This window comes from Bradyrhizobium sp. CCGE-LA001, from assembly GCF_000296215.2.
In the GTDB taxonomy this organism is placed as follows: Bacteria; Pseudomonadota; Alphaproteobacteria; order Rhizobiales; family Xanthobacteraceae; genus Bradyrhizobium.
In genome coordinates, this window is the sequence record NZ_CP013949.1 from 6,798,286 (window position 1) to 6,815,713 (window position 17,428).

Annotated in this window: 11 protein-coding genes; 6 read left to right on the forward strand and 5 right to left on the reverse strand. The window is 57.9% G+C overall.

Annotated elements, in window-relative coordinates:
* Positions 1 to 437 precede the first annotated feature (437 nt).
* From BCCGELA001_RS31030 to BCCGELA001_RS31050, 5 genes are read right to left on the reverse strand one after another with little or no spacing between them, the layout of a single operon-like run.
* Entirely contained in the window at positions 438 to 2,144 is a 1,707-nt protein-coding gene (locus tag BCCGELA001_RS31030; RefSeq protein WP_060737028.1) for a dipeptide ABC transporter ATP-binding protein, read from the reverse strand.
* A 2-nt stretch (positions 2,145 to 2,146) separates the two neighbouring features.
* The gene (locus BCCGELA001_RS31035) at positions 2,147 to 2,986 is read right to left on the reverse strand and encodes an ABC transporter permease (RefSeq protein WP_236840793.1); all 840 of its coding nucleotides are present in this window, start codon (positions 2,984 to 2,986) and stop codon (positions 2,147 to 2,149) included.
* A gap of 20 nt (positions 2,987 to 3,006) precedes the next feature.
* Positions 3,007 to 3,915 (reverse strand): ABC transporter permease, encoded by a 909-nt coding sequence (locus BCCGELA001_RS31040; protein WP_236840794.1) that lies wholly within the window; start codon positions 3,913 to 3,915, stop codon positions 3,007 to 3,009.
* A gap of 53 nt (positions 3,916 to 3,968) precedes the next feature.
* Entirely contained in the window at positions 3,969 to 5,663 is a 1,695-nt protein-coding gene (locus BCCGELA001_RS31045) for an ABC transporter substrate-binding protein (RefSeq protein ID WP_008545724.1), read from the reverse strand.
* 34 nt (positions 5,664 to 5,697) lie between these two features.
* The gene (locus tag BCCGELA001_RS31050; protein ID WP_008545725.1) at positions 5,698 to 7,044 is read right to left on the reverse strand and encodes an NtaA/DmoA family FMN-dependent monooxygenase; all 1,347 of its coding nucleotides are present in this window, start codon (positions 7,042 to 7,044) and stop codon (positions 5,698 to 5,700) included.
* Positions 7,045 to 8,414: 1,370 nt separating this feature from the next.
* Between BCCGELA001_RS31050 and BCCGELA001_RS31055 the strand changes: the two genes are divergently transcribed.
* From BCCGELA001_RS31055 to BCCGELA001_RS31080, 6 genes are all read left to right on the forward strand, one after another.
* Positions 8,415 to 8,696 carry a helix-turn-helix domain-containing protein gene (locus BCCGELA001_RS31055; RefSeq protein ID WP_008545728.1) on the forward strand — a complete coding sequence of 94 codons (282 nt, stop codon included), beginning with the start codon at positions 8,415 to 8,417 and terminating at the stop codon, positions 8,694 to 8,696.
* Between the two features lie 581 nt (positions 8,697 to 9,277).
* The gene (locus BCCGELA001_RS39175; RefSeq protein ID WP_335339433.1) at positions 9,278 to 9,637 is read left to right on the forward strand and encodes a hypothetical protein; all 360 of its coding nucleotides are present in this window, start codon (positions 9,278 to 9,280) and stop codon (positions 9,635 to 9,637) included.
* Positions 9,638 to 9,952: 315 nt separating this feature from the next.
* On the forward strand, positions 9,953 to 11,482 hold the full coding sequence (gene arfA, locus BCCGELA001_RS31065) for an arabinosylfuranosidase ArfA (protein WP_060737949.1): 1,530 nt from the start codon (positions 9,953 to 9,955) through the stop codon (positions 11,480 to 11,482).
* Between the two features lie 811 nt (positions 11,483 to 12,293).
* Positions 12,294 to 14,249, forward strand: a complete 1,956-nt coding sequence (locus BCCGELA001_RS31070; protein WP_060737030.1) for a glycoside hydrolase family 127 protein — start codon at positions 12,294 to 12,296, stop codon at positions 14,247 to 14,249.
* Positions 14,250 to 14,738: 489 nt separating this feature from the next.
* Positions 14,739 to 16,223: a coproporphyrinogen-III oxidase family protein gene (locus BCCGELA001_RS31075; protein ID WP_060737031.1), complete on the forward strand. Its 1,485-nt coding sequence runs from the start codon at positions 14,739 to 14,741 to the stop codon at positions 16,221 to 16,223.
* Positions 16,224 to 16,232: 9 nt separating this feature from the next.
* Positions 16,233 to 17,420 (forward strand): hypothetical protein, encoded by a 1,188-nt coding sequence (locus tag BCCGELA001_RS31080; RefSeq protein WP_236840795.1) that lies wholly within the window; start codon positions 16,233 to 16,235, stop codon positions 17,418 to 17,420.
* Positions 17,421 to 17,428: the final 8 nt, after the last annotated feature.

The window sequence follows — 17,428 nt, forward strand, 5'->3', positions numbered from 1 at the left end:
CGAGTTCTCGGGGATCTATGCCGCCTCGTACGTCGGATGCCGTTCCGGTCCTGCGGCGAAGCCGAGCCGCGGCCGAGTTCGTATTAAGTCAGCGCAGTCAGGGCGTCTCGCCTTTTTCAGCCTTCTCAGATGAGGCTTCCAGTTACGCCGTATTGCCTGCCCGGCGTTGCGGGACCGACCGTTCAATGTACAACGACCCGGCGATAGCATTTTTCGTCACAATGGTGGTGGTAAGTTTTGGTGATCGCTGCCGTCGCGCAACAGGCGACGAGGGACATCGCTTCACAAGGTCGATAGGACCAGTGCCGTTAGTCTTCGGCCTCCGGACCATGGAAGTCGGTGCGCTTCGATCCTTCATGCTCATGCCCGCCCTCAACGACGGAGCGTTGGCGAGAGCGCCCTACGCACGCGACGAGCTCTTCTGTGCCGGCGCCTTCTTAGACCCGGCCAAATGAGCGACTGCCCGCTCCGCGGCGCTCAAGGTTTGGGACTGCGGCAAGCAAGCGTTGGGTATAGTCGGTTCGCGGGTCAAGGAATATCTCGTCCCTGGTGCCGGTTTCGACGACGCGCCCTTGGCGCATGACCATGACGCGATCACTGAGCTGGCGGACCACGCCGAGATCATGCGAAATGAAGATGTAGCTCATATTGAGGTGTGCCTTGAGATTGGTCAGCAGGTCCAGCACTTGCGCCTGAACTAAGACATCAAGCGCCGAGACCGGTTCATCACAGACGATCACAGCAGGCCTTGGAGCGATCGCACGGGCGATCGCAACGCGCTGGCGCTGACCGCCAGAGAGTTCGAGCGGTCGGCGATCCCGAAAGGTTGGGGATAGTCCAACCAGATCAAGGAGCTGAACAACGCGCTGATCGCGCTCGCCATTGGTCGCGAGGTCACCTGCGAGACTATCGGATATGATGCGTCCGACAGACCATCGTGGATCAAACGAGCTGAGGGGATCCTGGTAAATGACCGAGATAGCCCGGCGCCGCGCCCGGCGGTCGCGTTCGGCGATTGTGGTCCAGGCTTGACCTTGAAAAGAAACAGTCCCTTCATCTGGCAGGTCAAGCGCCAGCGCCATTCGTGCCATCGTTGACTTGCCGGATCCGGACTCCCCGACCACACCGAGAGTCTCGCCGGATCGCAGCTCAAAGGAGACACCATCGACGGCCGTGCGCAGCACGCCATCTGGTCCTTTGAAGCGCTTCACAAGCTTTGCCGCGCTGAGCACGACAGAGGGGAATGTCGATGGTAATTCTTCCCGAGAGCGAGACCGCGGCTTCGGCCAGATGCCGGGCAACAGCGAGGGGCGAGAGCCGCGCGGAAGGGCAGAGGGCACCGCATCCAGTAGCTGTCGCGTATAGGCGTGCTGAGGGTCCTGGAAGACCTGGTCTGCCGATCCGCGCTCGACGACCTTGCCTTCATGCATGACCAAGACCTCGTCAGCAATCTGAGAGACCACCGCCAAATCATGGCTGATCAAAATGAGCGCCTTGCCCCGTACCTTGGTCTCTTCCAGCAGTCCCAGCACTTGCGCCTGCACGGTGACGTCGAGAGCCGTGGTCGGCTCGTCCGCGATCAGGATGCCTGGATCGAGCGCCAGGGCGGCAGCGATGAGTGCGCGTTGGCGCTGGCCACCGGATAATTGGTGCGGCAGTTGCCGGGCCTTGACCTCGGCTTCAGGCACCCCGACGAGCTCGAGGAGTGCGACGACGCGCCGTTCGAGCTCCTCACGTGATGCAGCCGCACGGTGGAGACGCAATGCTTCACCAATCTCCTTGCCCACCGGCCTTAGCGGGTCGAGCGCGACGAGTGCATCCTGCAGAACGAAGCCGATCTCCTTGCCGCGAACGCGCCGCCAGCTGCGATCATCGAGAGCTGTGAGATCGGTGCCCGCGAGTTTCAGTTGACGGGCACGGACATGAGCCCGGGGGCCGGCAAGGCCGACAATGGCGCGCGCGGTCACGCTCTTGCCGGAGCCGGACCCGCCGACGATGGCGAGGCAGCGCCCCGCCTGGAGAGAGAATGAGACGCCGCGCACGGCCGTTCCCTCAGGAAAATCCCGCCCAAATGAGACGCGGAGGGAATCAACAGTCAGGAGGTCCGCCTGCGGGAGGCCTTGCCGATTAAGAACCTGGAGCATACTCAGATCTTTCCTTCCAGGCGGTCCTGCAAATAGCGTCCAACGACCGTCAGGCTGAGAGCAAACGCCACAACGGCAACGCCCGGCATGATCTCAAGCCACCATGCGAAGATCACGTAGTTGCGCCCTGCATTTAGCAGCGCGCCCCATTCAGGCGCCGGGGGAGCGACACCGAGCCCGAGAAATGCAACACCCGCCGCCCAGACGATGGCTTGCCCAACTCCAAGCGTCATCATCGCAGTGAGTGGGCTCATCGCGTTCGGAATGATATGCTGGCATAGGATGCGCCAGTAAGGATGGGCGAGCGCCTTGGCAGCCTCCACGTAAGGTGCGCCCTTCACAGACAGAACCTGTCCTCTGATCATGCGAGCATAGCCCGGAGCTGTGCCAACTCCGACGGCTATGACGAGGGTCAGCACCGACGGTCCGAATAGGCTCACGAACAGAAGCGCGAGGAAAAGCGTGGGTAGTGCAAATAGCACGTCCAAAAGCCGGCTGAGAACATTGTCGAGCGCGCCACCCACAAGCCCGGCAATAACGCCGAAAACTAACCCAATGCCGATGCTCAGCGCTGTTGCACCAAGCCCGATGATGAGAGACTGGCCTGCCCCATGGACAATTCGGGAGTAAAGATCCCTGCCCGATTGGTCGGTTCCGAACCAGTGCGCAACCGAGGGAGCTTGCAATGGCGCCCCCAAATCGATCGCGAGCGGATCATGCGTCTGCAGCAGACTCGGCGCGATTGCCGCGATCACAAAGAAACCAATGACGCTCAGAGCAAGATAAACCCGAAGTGGAGCACGACCAATGGCAGGCGATGCCTCTCCAGGCTGCGAAGACACGCTCAACTCCCCTACCCCACTCATGCCATTTTGATCCTTGGGTCAACGATCCGATAGGTGAGATCGACGAGCATACTCGTGACGGCGAACAAGCCCGCGGAGATCAGAATAGCCCCTGAGACGACTGGAACGTCTCGAGAGGACGTCGCAGCGACAAGGACTCCGCCAAGACCTTGACGCGCAAACACCGCCTCAATCAGGATCGCACCAGAAAGAAGCTTTCCGATCGCCCAACCTGATAAAGTGATGCCGGGCAACGCTGCATGACGCAGGACATGACGAAGTCTGACGCCGAGCTCACCCATACCTCGTGCCCGCGCCGAGATGACAAATGGCTGCTCGAGGACGCGCGTGAATTCGCTTCCAAGGATTTGCCCCAGGAATCCCGACAATTCCAAAGCCAACGCAATCGCTGGAAGAACGAGGCCCAATGGTGAATTGCCCCCGATGACCGGCAAAATGCGAAGCTGCACCGCAAAGACAACGAGGAGGATTGTAGCCAGCCAATAGGGCGGCACAGTCGCCAGGAACACCTGTATTCCCGTGAGCGAGGTGGACCACATATTGTCTCTGCCCGCGACGATGACGGTCGTCAGAACGGCGATGACCCATGCCGCAATCAGCGCCGCAACCGCCAAAATGATGGTTGGGCCAATCTGTTCTGCGATGATATCAATGACCGGCCGATGCTGCTGGTAGGACACACCAAGGTCTCCATGCAGCACAGCCCATATGTATTTGGTATATTGCAGAACAAGTGGCTGATCAAAGCCGTACTTTGCGTTGACCGCCGCAAGCTCCGCTGGAGAGGCCTCTCCGACGTTGCCACTGGCGATGTTGATGATGATTTGGGCCCGATCGCCGGGCATCATGCACTGAACAAGGAACGTGAACGTCGCAGCCAGCCACACCACAGTCGCAGCGGACACGAACCTGCCCACTAGCCAGCCTACCCGATCATGAGTTGCGATATTTACCCGCATCACTTCACGTCGACGAAATGAGCGTCATAAAAGACGGGCTCACCGACCGCCCCGCGGTCCAACCAGACATCCTTCAGATTTTGCCTGGTCGCCAACGTGACATCGAGCACCGTGAAGCCTAGGACGGCCGCTTTCTCCACGATGTTGCGTTCAGCCTGCTGGTAAAGAGCAGTCCGCCCACCATCGTTGAACTCCTGTTCCGCTGTCTGGATGACATTCCACAGGGCCTCATCCTGATAGCGCGACGGATTATAGCGGTTCCGCTGGCCGTTCTGATCAGGCTTCCACGAAATGCGGAAGATCTCCGCGCCGGGTGCCACCCAATAGAGGAGCACAACCTCGTAGTCGTTAGGACCGAGATTCTTCCCGGCAAAGAAATCCGCCTGGTTTGTCGGCTGAAGGCGCACCTCGAATCCTGCAGCCTTTGCCTGCTGCTGTATCACCTGCAAAGCCTGCTCGCCATCGGGTTTTAGAAACGCACTCGAATAGGAGACACGTACAACCAAGGGCTTGCCATTCTTGAGGCGAATACCCTCCTTGTTGTGTTCAGTCCAGCCCGCTTGATCGAGGAGCTGATTGGCCTTTCCGAGGTCGTAGGCATAGGCCCCCCCGAGCCCGCTAATATATTCCGGCGAACTCTGGCTGAGCGCTCCATTCGCTTCGAATGGCAATGCGCCGAGAAACGACAATTCGACGGCGGCCCTTCGGTCAGCTGCGTGTGCAAAAGCCTGGCGGACCCGCATATCGTCGAACGGGGCCCGTGCCGTATACAACGCCAGGCGCAAAGGGGTGCCGCCGGTAATATGCCGCAAGACGGCGAAGCGGGAATTGGCGTCCTTCCAGGCAACCGCTGGAACATCATAGACGACATCGGATTCGCCCGTCAGTAGCGAGCCATAGCGCACGGTTTGATCCGCAAGGAACCGCCAGTTGATCCCATCAACGTAAGCCGGCCCCTGGTGATTGGCGTGACTTGGCGCCGAATTGTAATCGGGGTTGCGGCGAAACACGACGTTCTGCCCGTGATTCCATTTCTCCACGATGAACGGGCCTGAGCCGACCGGGCTGTTGCAGTTCGCCGCAAGTCCGCGCTTGAGCGCAGTTGGTGACAAAATGCCTTGGGAGGACTGCGCGAGGACGTTCAACAACGGCTGAAAAGGCGTCTTCAGCGTTATCTGCAGGGTGAGCGGCGCAATTGCTGTCGCGGATTCGAAGCTGTCTTCCAGGTAAGGAGCGGCAGTTGGGTTACGGCGATCGGGATCATTGCCGAGCCAGCCGTTGATGTTCTCGGCAATAGCTTGTGCATCTAAAGGTGTCCCGTCGGTAAACTTGACATTTGGCTTGATCTCAAATGTGTATGCCTTCTTATCGTCGGAGATTGTCCATGAGCTTGAGAGCCAGGGCACAATCTTTCCATCTTCCCTCCGAGCAACCAGATTGTCGCTATACTGCCGCTGAAGATACCACTGCTGCACCCATCCCCCGAACAGGCAGGGCGGCTCCTGAAAATGCCCATAGCGAATGATGCCTCCTCGCTTCGGGCCGGCTGACGCCTCCTCGGCTGAGCAGCTCGCCATGATCGGGATCTGCAGGAGTGCTGAGACCGCCAACAGAACAGCCGTCGCATTGCGCTTTCGCCGACTGTTCGGCTGGATGCCGAGATGGCAATTGCGCGCGCGTTCGCTAACAGACATATCCAAACTCCATTGAATGTGAGTAATCACTGCGTCACTCAGATGACGGTGCCGCCAACGTCTCAGCAGCAAGGCGGTCGTGGTGAGGAATTCCAAGGTGGTGGCGCAATGTTTCCCCCTGGTATTCAGTGCGAAACAGACCGCGGCTCTGTAGGATAGGCACGACATGATCGACAAACGCCGCAGCGCCGTCGTCCAGCACGTCCGGAATAATGTTGAAGCCATCGACAGCGCCAGTCCGGAACCATGACTGGATGGAATCTGCGATCTGCTCGGGTGCTCCCACGAGCAAACGATGGCCGAACGCTTGAACGCTGCCGATGATCTCGCGAACCGTGCGGCCTTCCCTCGCCAATGCCTCGAACGTGCGGTGATGGCCGACCGAGAACGCAACATTGTGCGGATCCGGCAAGAGCTCCACGGGAATAGGCTGGTCGAGCCTGAGTCTCTGGGCGGGCACGTGCATGCTCCGCGCAAGAGCGTCGACAGCGCGCTCCAGATCAAGCAGGGCGTCGATTTCCCGCTTTCGCCGCTGCGCCTCCTGTTCCGTGCCGCCGATAAAGGTGACGAGACCGGGGAGGACGAGTGGAGTTGTACGGCGGCCAAATTGGCGCGAGAGCGCGCGAAGGCGCTCGGATTCGCGGATGGCCGTGTTCAAGTCGCCGGCTGCGGTAAACACGATATCAGCACTGCGCGCCGCAAGGCGCACACCAGGATTCGAGCCTCCAGCCTGCACGATGACTGGATAGCCCTGCCGCGAGCCGGGATGGGTGAGCGGACCGCGGATTGCGAACCCATTCTTGTTGGGATCGAGCAGCCGGAAATGATCGCTATTGGCGTAAACGCCAGATGTTTGATCAGCGATGATGGTCTCATCGCCCCAGCTCAGCCAGAGAGAACGGACAGTTTCGACGAACTCCTCGGCCCGCTTGTAGCGCTCGTCACGTGCGATCTGGCGACCGCCAAAGTTTGCCACCGTTGCTGGGCTGGAGGTCGTAACCGCATTCCAGGCAGCTCGGCCGCCACTGATAACATCGAGCGACAGGAAACGTCGTGCCAGATTGTATGGCTCATTGTAGGTCGTCGAGGCCGTTGCAATCAGCCCGATGCGGTTTGTCTCGCGCGCGATCACGGAAAGGACGAGCGTAGGCTCAAGCCCGTTGAGTGGCGGCTGGCGAGTGATGTCATAGGAGATCGCGGGGGTATCCGCCAGAAACACTGCATCCAACAGGCCGCGCTCGGCAATTTTCGCAGCACGAACGTAGTGCTCGATGTCGAAAAAGGCGCTCGGGTTGGTGCCCGGCCAACGCCAAGCTGCGGAGTGACCGCCCGCGCCATGAAGGTTGAGGCCAAGATGAAGGGTGCGGACAACGGAAGACATGACACTCCCAAATGCGGCGGCCTGCACAGCAGGCAGGAACGCCCTCTGTTAAGTTGAACTTGATCACGCTCGACCACTGTCCCCGCCCCTCACGGACGGGCTTTGTCAGAGCGCAGACTTGCTTCAAAGACGGCAAGCTCAGAGGTGAGACGTTGGGCCTTGTGCCAGCCAGTGAGCAGTCACTTGACCCTGCTGACAGGCACCAAATGACGCCAAAATATCTTGAATGTGAAGCTCACCCAGCTGCGCGGCGGCGCAGTCCGAATTCAACTTTAGGGGCGGCAGCAACAACCTGCGACACACACATGCCGCGTCACACAGCGATAACCGCCTTGCGCGGATTGGCCGCTCTCCTCTGTTGCAATTGAAAATTGCTTCATGAGAAACATGTCTCCCGATCCCACCAGCCAACGAAGCTGCAGTTCTTGGCAAGACAACGTGTAGCTGTGAAACGCGGACGAACGCAATAGTTGAGAATTTCAATCTGCTACCGTGCGATGGTATCGTTTTCCAAGGCGGGTTCTTTGTTCAATTGATTTGATACGCATTGACGCCCCGTGTCCAAATTGCGCGAACTCCGCCAATGCAACGATGGCAATTTTCCAACGCATCCTTAGTCGAACCATCAGCCTAGATAACGACATACAAATATCGCTGGTGAGACGTGCATTGAATTTGGTGTGCGTAGTCAAATTTTGACTCTCCGGATCTCGCGATCCTCTGCAAATATCCGCCGGCAACATCGAATAATGCGATGGAGTGAAATTCATTTTGCGATGCGTTGCGTAAGAACTAGCAGGACAATCGGACCCTATGGCTTGCAACCGCCGATCTCTATTCAGTCCTGCGCACCGCGCGCACGACGTGACGGCCTCTTTGTCCTCCATGGACGCGGCCATGTTCCGTACGGCCAGAGAACGCGTGATGCCCATACCGGAGTGCGCTGGCCACGCATGAAAGCAGTAACCCGCGTGGATAACTCGGAGGTCGAGATCAAATTGCGCGACACGACCTCCCTGTCCTGGTCGACGGACCATCCCGAAATCCGGAAATCCCCTTTCCTCCCCGGCCTTTCCAGCGCGACCACGACGTCGCTGCATCGGGTAGGACACCGGGGCTGGAGAAGTAACCCGATCCCGGCACACCTTCCATCTCAGCGCCATGCTCACCATGTAGGAATAGCCAACAAGTCACCGGATGCCGTGCGTCATAGGGCGTCAGCACCAGCTCATTGCGTGCCGCGCCTGATCTCCACCTAACGCTTGCTCTTTCACGTAAGCTCACGCGGCTTGTTCGCTTCGTTTTCGATTGCGGCAATAGGGCGGTTATAGCCAGTGGTTTGATGGCCTGCCGAATGGCTGCTTTGGCGCATGAAAGCTCGTGCGCTTGTGGCCTGGAATGTGCGGCGGATCCGCGTGGCTCTGGGTATTCCGCAGGAGCAATTGGCCTACGATGCGGAGGTTGACCGTTCATATATGGGTGCTGTCGAGCGGCAAAATGCGAATCCAACAATCGATCTTCTCGATCGAATAGCTGAAGCACTTGGCGTCCATGTAGCCGAGTTCTTTGTCCAGCCCCCGAAAGGGGCAATGCCCCATAAGACATTGCGCAAAGGTCGCAAGCCTGCTCGTCTGCGTCAAAAGAAGAAATAGCGCTCCGCGCGCATAAGCTCGCTGAGAACGTTGCAATTTGGCAAAGCCGGAGCTCGAAAGGTTACCTTGCGGCAAGACATAGAATGGCGATGAGGCGCCAACTATTTAACTTCGGTTCACGGGCCATATAGCGCTTTCACTGTCGTCTGGCCGCGTCAGGCGGTCTGAGGAATGCCGTTCCGCCAGTTGCTCGAGCTCCTTCTCGAAACGACGGCCGCTCGTTGTGCGGTTTCTAACAGAGATACTAATTCGGTGAGGTCCAGAACACCGTCAGGATCTTCCGGACTACGGATTTGCAGTGTCCTCAAGTATTTGAAGCGGCTTCAAGCGGTGGCACGGCCCTTGCTATTCAGATGAAGTCATACTGAATGAAAGCAGTCCGCAGCCAGCAAACGAGTGGCGCTTCCGTAGCTGCAGCGGGTCTGGGTCTCAGATTTCAATCAGGATGAGACACGAACGAACACGGTTTCGGAGAAATCGTCTTGGCCCACACATATGTCTACGATCACGTTCGCATCCCACGCGGCTGCGGCAAGCCCAATCGTGCTCTGCGCGACGTTACGGCGTTGCGGCTCGCCACGATGCCCCTCGAGCCGCTTAACGAGCGCAACAATCTGAGCGAAGGTGCGGTCGACGAGGCTATGCTCGGCGTGGTCGACCCAACCGGCGAGGCCGGTCCTGACGTTGCTCGGCTCGCGGCCCAGAAGGCCGGTCTCAGCAAGTCGATGCCCGGCGTGCAGATTAATCGCTTCTGCGCCTCGGAGCTTGATGCGGCGAATTCGCTGCCGCCCCAATCATTGAGCAGCAAGCACGAGCTCGTCATCGACGGTGGCGCTGAAACCGCGAGTCTAGTCGGCATGGGCGCATCCAGCGGTGCCTTGGCGATGGATCCTTCGGGCTGCCATCTTATTTCATGTGGCACGGCGTTTCCGCTGATCTGAAGAGATGTCGTCGGGTATGCGGTTGCGAGTCAGCGGCGTGCAGCCAAGGCTGGACCGAGGGACGCTTCAACAATTCTGGAGTGCCAGTGACGGACGTCATCGGGCTCACTATTCTGGCGAAGGACCAGTATATGCGTCCGAAGACGACGATGCAGACGTTGCCAAGCGGGCCACGTGGTCGAGAGCGGCGATGTGAAGGCCATTTTGAACAGCTCGCACCATCCCTATGCCCGCGGGTTGCGGGAGGCCGTACTCGAGGTCGCGAATGCCGCGGCGACCGCCTTTTGCAAGCCCCGGGACACCCGAGAGAAGACGATGAGACACGCAAAAGTCCTAATAGATCGCGATTTTGTCATAGGTCACACCGATCCCCGTTTGTTTGGCGGCTTCATCGAGCATCTTGGGCGCTGCGTTTATGGCGGCATCTACGAGCCGGATCATCCGACAGCGGACGAGCGTGGATTTCGCGGCGACGTGCTGGCGCTGATCAAGGAGCTTGGTCCCACCGTCGTACGATATCCCGGAGGCAATTTCGTTTCCGGCTACAACTGGGAGGATGGGGTCGGCCCGGCAGAGAGTCGCCCGTCACGGCTCGATCTCGCCTGGTTCAGCACCGAGCCCAACCACTTCGGCACCAACGAATTCATCGATTGGTGCAGGGCCGCTGGCCTGGAGCCGATGCTGGCCGTCAATCTCGGCACCCGCGGCGGCGACGCCGCGCGCAATCTGGTGGAATACTGCAACCATCCGCGCGGCACGGCCTGGTCGGATCTGCGCCGCGCTCACGGTTGGGAGCAGCCGCACGACGTCAAGCTCTGGTGCCTCGGCAACGAGATGGACGGTCCGTGGCAGATGGAGCACAAGACTGCCGAGGTCTATGGCGCGATCGCGCGAGAAGCGGCCAAGATGATGCGATCGGTGGATCCGACGATCAAGCTTGTGGCCTGCGGCTCCTCGGCGCACAACATGCCGACATTCGCCCGGTGGGAGGACACGGTCCTCGAGCACACCTTCGATCATGTCGATTATATTTCCCTTCACACCTATCTCAACAACTACAGACGGGACACCGCATCCTTTCTTGCGAGTCCCGATCTTATGGACCGATTCATCGAAGATGTCGTCGCTCTGGCGGACGCTGCAGCTGCGAAGCGGCGTTCAGACAAGCGCATGATGCTGAGCTTCGATGAGTGGAACGTCTGGTACAGAACCGGACGCAGGCGCACTGATCTGCTCAAGGGCGAGTGGCCCGTCGCGCCGGCGATCCTTGAGGAAGTCTACACGATGGAAGATGCGCTCGCCTTCGGTGGGGCCTGCATTTCACTACTCAACCATGCCGATCGGGTGAAAGTGGCCTGTCTCGCGCAGCTCGTCAATGTGATTGCGCCGATCATGACCCAAAAGGGCGGGAGCGCGTGGCGTCAGACCATCTTTTTTCCGTTTGCTCACATGGGCCGTCTCGGCCGCGGCCGAGTTCTGCGCACCCAGGTGGAGTCGGAGACCTATGAGACGTCTGGCATCCTGGACAAGTTCTTCGCCCTGCACAACGTGCCGTATCTGAAGATGGCTGCGGTCGCCGGAGACGCCGGCAGCCTGTCACTGTTCATCCTCAACCGCGATCTGCAGCAGGAGATGGAGGTCAGTGTGGAAGCACGAAGCTTCGACCGGCTATCCGTCAGGGAGGCATTGGAACTTCGACATCACGACCTCGAGGCAACAAATGCCGAGGACGCACCTGAGCGCGTGAAACCGCGGCCCTTGCACGCTGTAGGCATGGACGCCAGGCGGTTACTGGCGACACTTAAGCCGGCGTCATGGAACGTAGTGCATCTCGCGCCGAGCTGAGGACAATCGGTGATTCTTCGACTCGTTACGTTAGCCCTTGAACGGCGCGGGCGGTGCGCGGTGTCGAGCAACTGGCGGGTTAGACGAGCCAGCTCCGCGGCACGGTAGGGCTTGCTCAGCAGGAGACGCCCGGATCGAGGCGGCCGTCGTGCATCATGGCGGCTTCCGGACAGGCTGACACGAAGAGGACCAGCATGTCGAAGACGGTTGCCTCGTGATGGCATCGGCGGGTTCGCGCCGTTCATGCCTCGGGGGCATCACCACGTCGGTGAAGAGCAAATCGAACGCTATGCCTTAGTTGAAACAGAGCCAGTGCTTCCGGACCTTCGGCGGCAGCGACCGTCCGGTGACCAAGACCCTGGACTGAATCAGCAACAACGCAGCGCCAAACTCTATCCGGGCGGAAGGCGGTACGCAGAATTGTCGAAGCCGCGACCGCCTGGCGGATACGAGGACGAGCTCGCCAAACGATCTGCGCCTTTGGCGGCACGAAAATTGCTGTTTTGAGCCTCGAGCGTACTAGTCAGAGCGATGTACGGAGATCGACAATGTCCTTCGTGTCGAGCGTCATAGGACGTCCGATGCTATTTGAGGTGAGTTCTCTCTCCGCCCCTGCTTCAGGTGCATCACGAGAGCGCCGCTTCAATTGCTCATGCCGAGATTTGGAAGCCCGGGAAGACGCGTGAGCCGACCAGATCAGGCAGGACATGCTGGGGCTGCCAATCAGCCCCCCTTCGCCGCAAACTCAACAATGGGCCACAGGAGCTTTCGGTGATCTATCGGCCCGTGCACCAAAACCATGGAAAGCAACATGAATAGGCCAACTGTTACGGAGGTCAATCTCCATGACTTACAAATCACCGATCCGCTCATTGGAAAATACCAGCGATTGGTGAGGGAGGTGACGATTCCGCATCAGTGGGACGCGCTGAACGATCGTATCCCCGAAGTCGCACCGAGCCATGCCATCGAAAACCTCCGGATCGCCGCAAACCGAGCAAATGGCGAATTCTACGGTCCGGTTTTTCAGGACAGTGATGTGGCAAAATGGCTGGAAGCAGTCGCCTGGTCTTTGTGCGCAACACCCGATCCGGACCTGGAGAAAACTGCCGATGACCTGATCGAGTTGATGGAGGCCGCCCAATGCGGTGACGGCTATCTGAACACCTATTTCATCGTCAAGGCGCCTGGGGAACGATGGACCAATTTAACCGAATGCCACGAGCTTTACTGCGCCGGCCACCTGATTGAAGCGGGTATCGCTTTCTTTCAAGCGACGGGTAAAAGGCGCCTACTCGACGTCGTTTGCAGGCTTGCTGACCACATTGGCTTGGTTTTTGGCCCCGAGCATGATCATTTACACGGCTATGATGGCCATCCGGAAATCGAACTTGCATTGACACGCCTCTATGAAGTGACGCTGGAGCCGCGATATCTCACGCTAGCCAACTATTTCGTGGAGCAACGCGGCACAGAGCCGCACTTCTATGACCTAGAATATGAGAAGCGATCCCGCGACAAAGCACACGACAAGCCCGGGATGGTCACATGGAAAGCCTATAGTCAGGCGCACCTGCCGGTCACCGAACAGCGAACTGCAACGGGTCATGCGGTTCGGTTCGTGTACCTCATGACTGGGGTCGCCCATCTGGCGCGTCTGCTTCAGAACGAACAACAACGCCAAGCTTGCCTGGGGCTATGGCAAAACATGGTGCAGCGGCAGATCTATATCACCGGAGGCATTGGTTCGCAAAGCATGGGCGAAGCCTTCAGCAGCGACTACGATCTGCCGAACGATACTGCGTACGCGGAAAGCTGCGCGTCCATCGGCCTGATGATGTTCGCCCGCCGAATGCTGGAGATGGAGGCGGACGGTCAGTATGCCGATGTGATGGAGCGTGCTCTCTATAATACCGTTTTAGGCAGTATCGCCTTGGATGGACGGCATTTTTTCTATGCCAATCCACTCGAAGTTCATCCCAAAACGCTGCGGTCCAACTATGGCTACAGTCATATTTCGCCGCAACGACTGGGCTGGTTCGGCTGCGCCTGCTGTCCGCCGAACATCGCACGCCTTTTTACATCAGTTGGTCATTACATCTACACGCCACGCTCCGAGGCGCTCTATGTCAATCTCTACATTGGCAACAGCGTGGCAATAGCGGTTGGAGGTCATACGCTGCGGTTGCGCATGAACGGGAACTATCCCTGGGAGGATCTGGTGGAGATTGCCGTGGAATCCGAGCAGCCAATCACCCACACGCTCGCACTGCGCCTGCCGGAATGGTGCAGCGCGCCGGAGGTCAAGCTAAATGGCGAACCGGTTAATTGCGAGCCGCGCAAAGGTTATTTGCACATTCACCGCACGTGGCGGAAGGGCGATCGCTGCAAATTGCAGCTGCCCATGAAATCACGTCGCGTATATGGTCATCCACAACTTCGCCACTTGGCCGGCAAAGTGGCTATTCAGCGTGGCCCTCTTATTTATTGTCTGGAAGAAGCCGACAACGGGCCGGAGCTGCATAATGTTTGGCTGGATGCAGACAGCCGGTTTTCGCTCGTTGAAGGCAAGGGGCTTTTTGCTGGCAAGATTTTGCTGCAGGCTGAGGGCTTTCGTTTGCAACACGCACTCTCTGAAGCACCACCGCTTTATCACTACGACAAAGTGCCTGGAAAGCGGCAACCACAGCGCTTGACATTCATTCCGTGGTTCAGCTGGGCCAACCGCGGCGAAGGTGAAATGCGGATCTGGATTAACGAGTGGTGACAAAGGCCATGATCGGACCTCTTTGAAGCATCTCGCCATCTAACCTTCGCCACCATCCAGATCACGAAAACGTTCTCGTGGGGGCATCAATCATTCATCAATCGGCACAGCATTGGTTGAGGCCTAGGCGGTTCTCGAAAATTGCAGTCGTTGTCGGATCCATGTTTCTGGTGGCGCTGAGACGCTTCTGTGGGCGGGCCCGCCAAGCAAGACCAGCGGGCTGACTTCGATGGCACGCCAATTGCTGGACAGGAGGAGCGCAACGTGCGGCGGTCTCGCTGTCCAGGATTTGAAGAGTGTACTCGACTGGTCCAAACCAATGCGATGGACGCTGGTCCCGCTACGTCCTACGGCAGCCGCCGTCTTCATCCGTGCCGAGTAATCACAGTTGCCTGGGCTTCATGGAGCAGATGGCAACGCAGGACCTGATCCGCATGCAGGGGGGAGCGGCAAATGCGCCTCCACACGAACGCTAAAGGAGTCTCCAAAATGCGCGTGCCAAGCTACTCCGAGGTCCTGGAGTTCGCGATCGACCGCTCCTACGACATTAACCTCGACATGCTGAGGTCACGAAACCTGCACCTTGACACCTATAACGATTATCTTGTCGGCACATATCCACCTCTCAAAGCAATGGGCGAGCTGAATGCCGAACAATTGTTGAGTGAGATTACGTCCTCGATTGATTTGTATTTTCATCTCCCCTTCTGCAATCAGTATTGCACCTTTTGTCACTTCGCCAAGGAAATCAATCCGCCTTCCGGGCGAGTGGAGCGTTACCTAGAGGCTCTAAATAAAGAAATGAGTTGGTCAGACACCGCGCTCGCCGGCAGAACAATTGAGACAGCATTCTTTGGAGGTGGCACTCCCTCAATCTTGACCAACTTACAGCTGGAAACGCTATTCGACATGATCAAACAGCGCTTTGATCTATCCAAGTCCGAAGTAAGTTTCGAACTACATCCCACTCTTGGGAAGCAGGTTGATGCCGGAGATCGCATATCCACTCTGATCAAAGGCGGTGTAAACCGCTTCGTGCTGGGTGTTCAAAGTCTTGATCAAAGCATTTTGCGTATATTGAACCGCGGGCACGGTGTGGATGAGGTGAGGCAGCTCGTCGAACTGCTGAATAGAATGGGCGTTCAGAATCTATCGCTGGACCTTATCTATGGGCTGCCGCAGCAAACGCTTCGGAGCTGGTATGACTCGCTCATCGGTTTGCTGGAGATGGGAGTGGAGAAGTTTAACATCTTTCCATTGTTGTTCAAGTCGACCGACCCCATAGCTCGTCATTTGAGCAAAGGACGTTACCAATTCGCCGGGGCGAAGGAGCGCATCATCATGCATTTCATGGCGGAGCACATCCTTACCAGGCTTGGCTATCGTCATGGCCCGATCTTCTATTGGACCAAGAAGTCGCAGCCGCACTCTGTTCAGCAGCGCCGCAAATACGATTCCTGGAACGACAACAATCTCGTCCCATTTGGGGTTGGCGGGTTTGGCTACATGAGTCAGTGCCAGTTCTACAACGAAGCAGACTTAGACCGCTACTTACAAAGTGTTGAGGTTGGCGCAAAGCCAGTGTGGAAGGGTGTCGTCCTGTCACAAGATGATCTGATGCGACGAACGGTGATGCTCGCGTTGCGAAGTAGTGGAGTGTCGCTCTCCCGCTTCGAAAGCGAATTTGGAGTCTCCATGGAGAAATACTTTCGTCGCGAGCTTAAAAAGCTGAATGAGGCGGGACTTATCAGTATTTCAAACGAAGGCGTGCTGACGTTAACCACCGCTGGCATCATCAATTCGGGCGCGGTATCGCTGCAGTTTTTCTCCAACGAGGTGCTTGAGCGGGTAGCGCACACCGACAGCAGGATCTTAGACAAACGAAAAGATCTTATCGAGAAGCATGATTACTCACCGGCTGCCCGCTACGGGGCGCCAGCCGAAATGCAAGCTGTCTTTAGTCAGGGCCGGTGAGTGCTCGTTATGGTCGCCAGTATTTCCCGTTCCGCCCAAGAACCGAAGCATTACTGCGCGCAAGACATCTTTTCCCATGCGACCGATAGCATTGATCGACAACGAAAACGACCGCTTGGGCGATTGAGCAATTTTGTCGTTGATGAACTGCCACAAAGTGTTGCGGAGATCAAATGCAGTGAGCGGCCCGATGAAGCGGTTCGGGCCCTCGGTCGCGGAATCAGCGCGATTGTGGCGGACTCGGACTATGATGCGCTTCTGCGCCGGCTGCCGCAATCTGATTTCGAGATCGCCAAGACAGACATCCAGTATCTCACCAATTGTGCTTATCACATGTCTTCGTTTGCCGGCCTTCACCGCAGGCACGCCGAATTGACCGTGGGGAAAGAGCTAAACCGTCTTGCGCAGCTGACCCGGGAGCGGCAGCCTGGCATCGATGTCCTCTCTTACGAGGATATGATACTTACGAACCCGGTGCAGAACGATCCGCGTGTATACTGCCTTGGAGAGGCGGGGGTCGAGGAGCGCGATTTTTGCTTAGGCCATCAACTCATCGAAAGGGAGTTGCAGTCGGCAATCGATGCACTACTTGAGTTACGTGATCTGGCTGACGCGGACGCGCGCCAATGTCTTTCACTGTGCGCGGAGCGCCTTGAGGCGGCGAATCATATCCTGGTGCGTTTTTATGAACATTTGTCGCCGGATCTTTTTGGCCAGTTCCGGGTGTTCTACGGGAAGAATCCTTACAAGGATAGGCTTGGCCCAAGCGGCAGATTCTCTGCCCGTATTGTGGCTGTCTCAGTGCTGCTGATTGGGGAAGAGCTTTTCCTCCAGAAGCCGCAATTCTATAGGGATGTGTATCGGCTGTCCGAGTACTACCCGCAGGCGTACATTCGCGCGGTACTCCGCTGGTTGTCGCCAGACAAGGGGAGCGTCTGGCTGAAGCCTGGTTGGCTGGAAGGGGAAGCGGAATTTCCTAGGTTTGCGACCGTTTCGCCGGTCATTGAGCACGGCAATGGTGAAATTCAAAGGCTGCGCGCCTCCTGTGTTCGTGCGCTGGATCGGTTTACCCGGATGCACCATACTACGGCGCTGAAATATACGGTCCAGCCTGGTCGGCCAATTGTCGGAGTTGAGGCATCGGAAAGTGTCGACGCTGTCCTTTTGCAGCGACTGTTGCGTACGGCGCGACAGTAAGCTTGAGG

Coding starts and splice junctions, on each gene's coding strand:
- BCCGELA001_RS31030 (WP_060737028.1), bottom strand. CDS start 2,144: ATGCTCCAGGTTCTTAATCGGCAAGGCCTCCCGCAGGCGGACCTCCTG.
- BCCGELA001_RS31045 (WP_008545724.1), bottom strand. CDS start 5,663: ATGTCTGTTAGCGAACGCGCGCGCAATTGCCATCTCGGCATCCAGCCG.
- BCCGELA001_RS31050 (WP_008545725.1), bottom strand. CDS start 7,044: ATGTCTTCCGTTGTCCGCACCCTTCATCTTGGCCTCAACCTTCATGGC.
- BCCGELA001_RS31055 (WP_008545728.1), top strand. CDS start 8,415: ATGAAAGCTCGTGCGCTTGTGGCCTGGAATGTGCGGCGGATCCGCGTG.
- BCCGELA001_RS39175 (WP_335339433.1), top strand. CDS start 9,278: ATGCCCCTCGAGCCGCTTAACGAGCGCAACAATCTGAGCGAAGGTGCG.
- arfA (WP_060737949.1), top strand. CDS start 9,953: ATGAGACACGCAAAAGTCCTAATAGATCGCGATTTTGTCATAGGTCAC.
- BCCGELA001_RS31070 (WP_060737030.1), top strand. CDS start 12,294: ATGAATAGGCCAACTGTTACGGAGGTCAATCTCCATGACTTACAAATC.
- BCCGELA001_RS31075 (WP_060737031.1), top strand. CDS start 14,739: ATGCGCGTGCCAAGCTACTCCGAGGTCCTGGAGTTCGCGATCGACCGC.
- BCCGELA001_RS31080 (WP_236840795.1), top strand. CDS start 16,233: ATGGTCGCCAGTATTTCCCGTTCCGCCCAAGAACCGAAGCATTACTGC.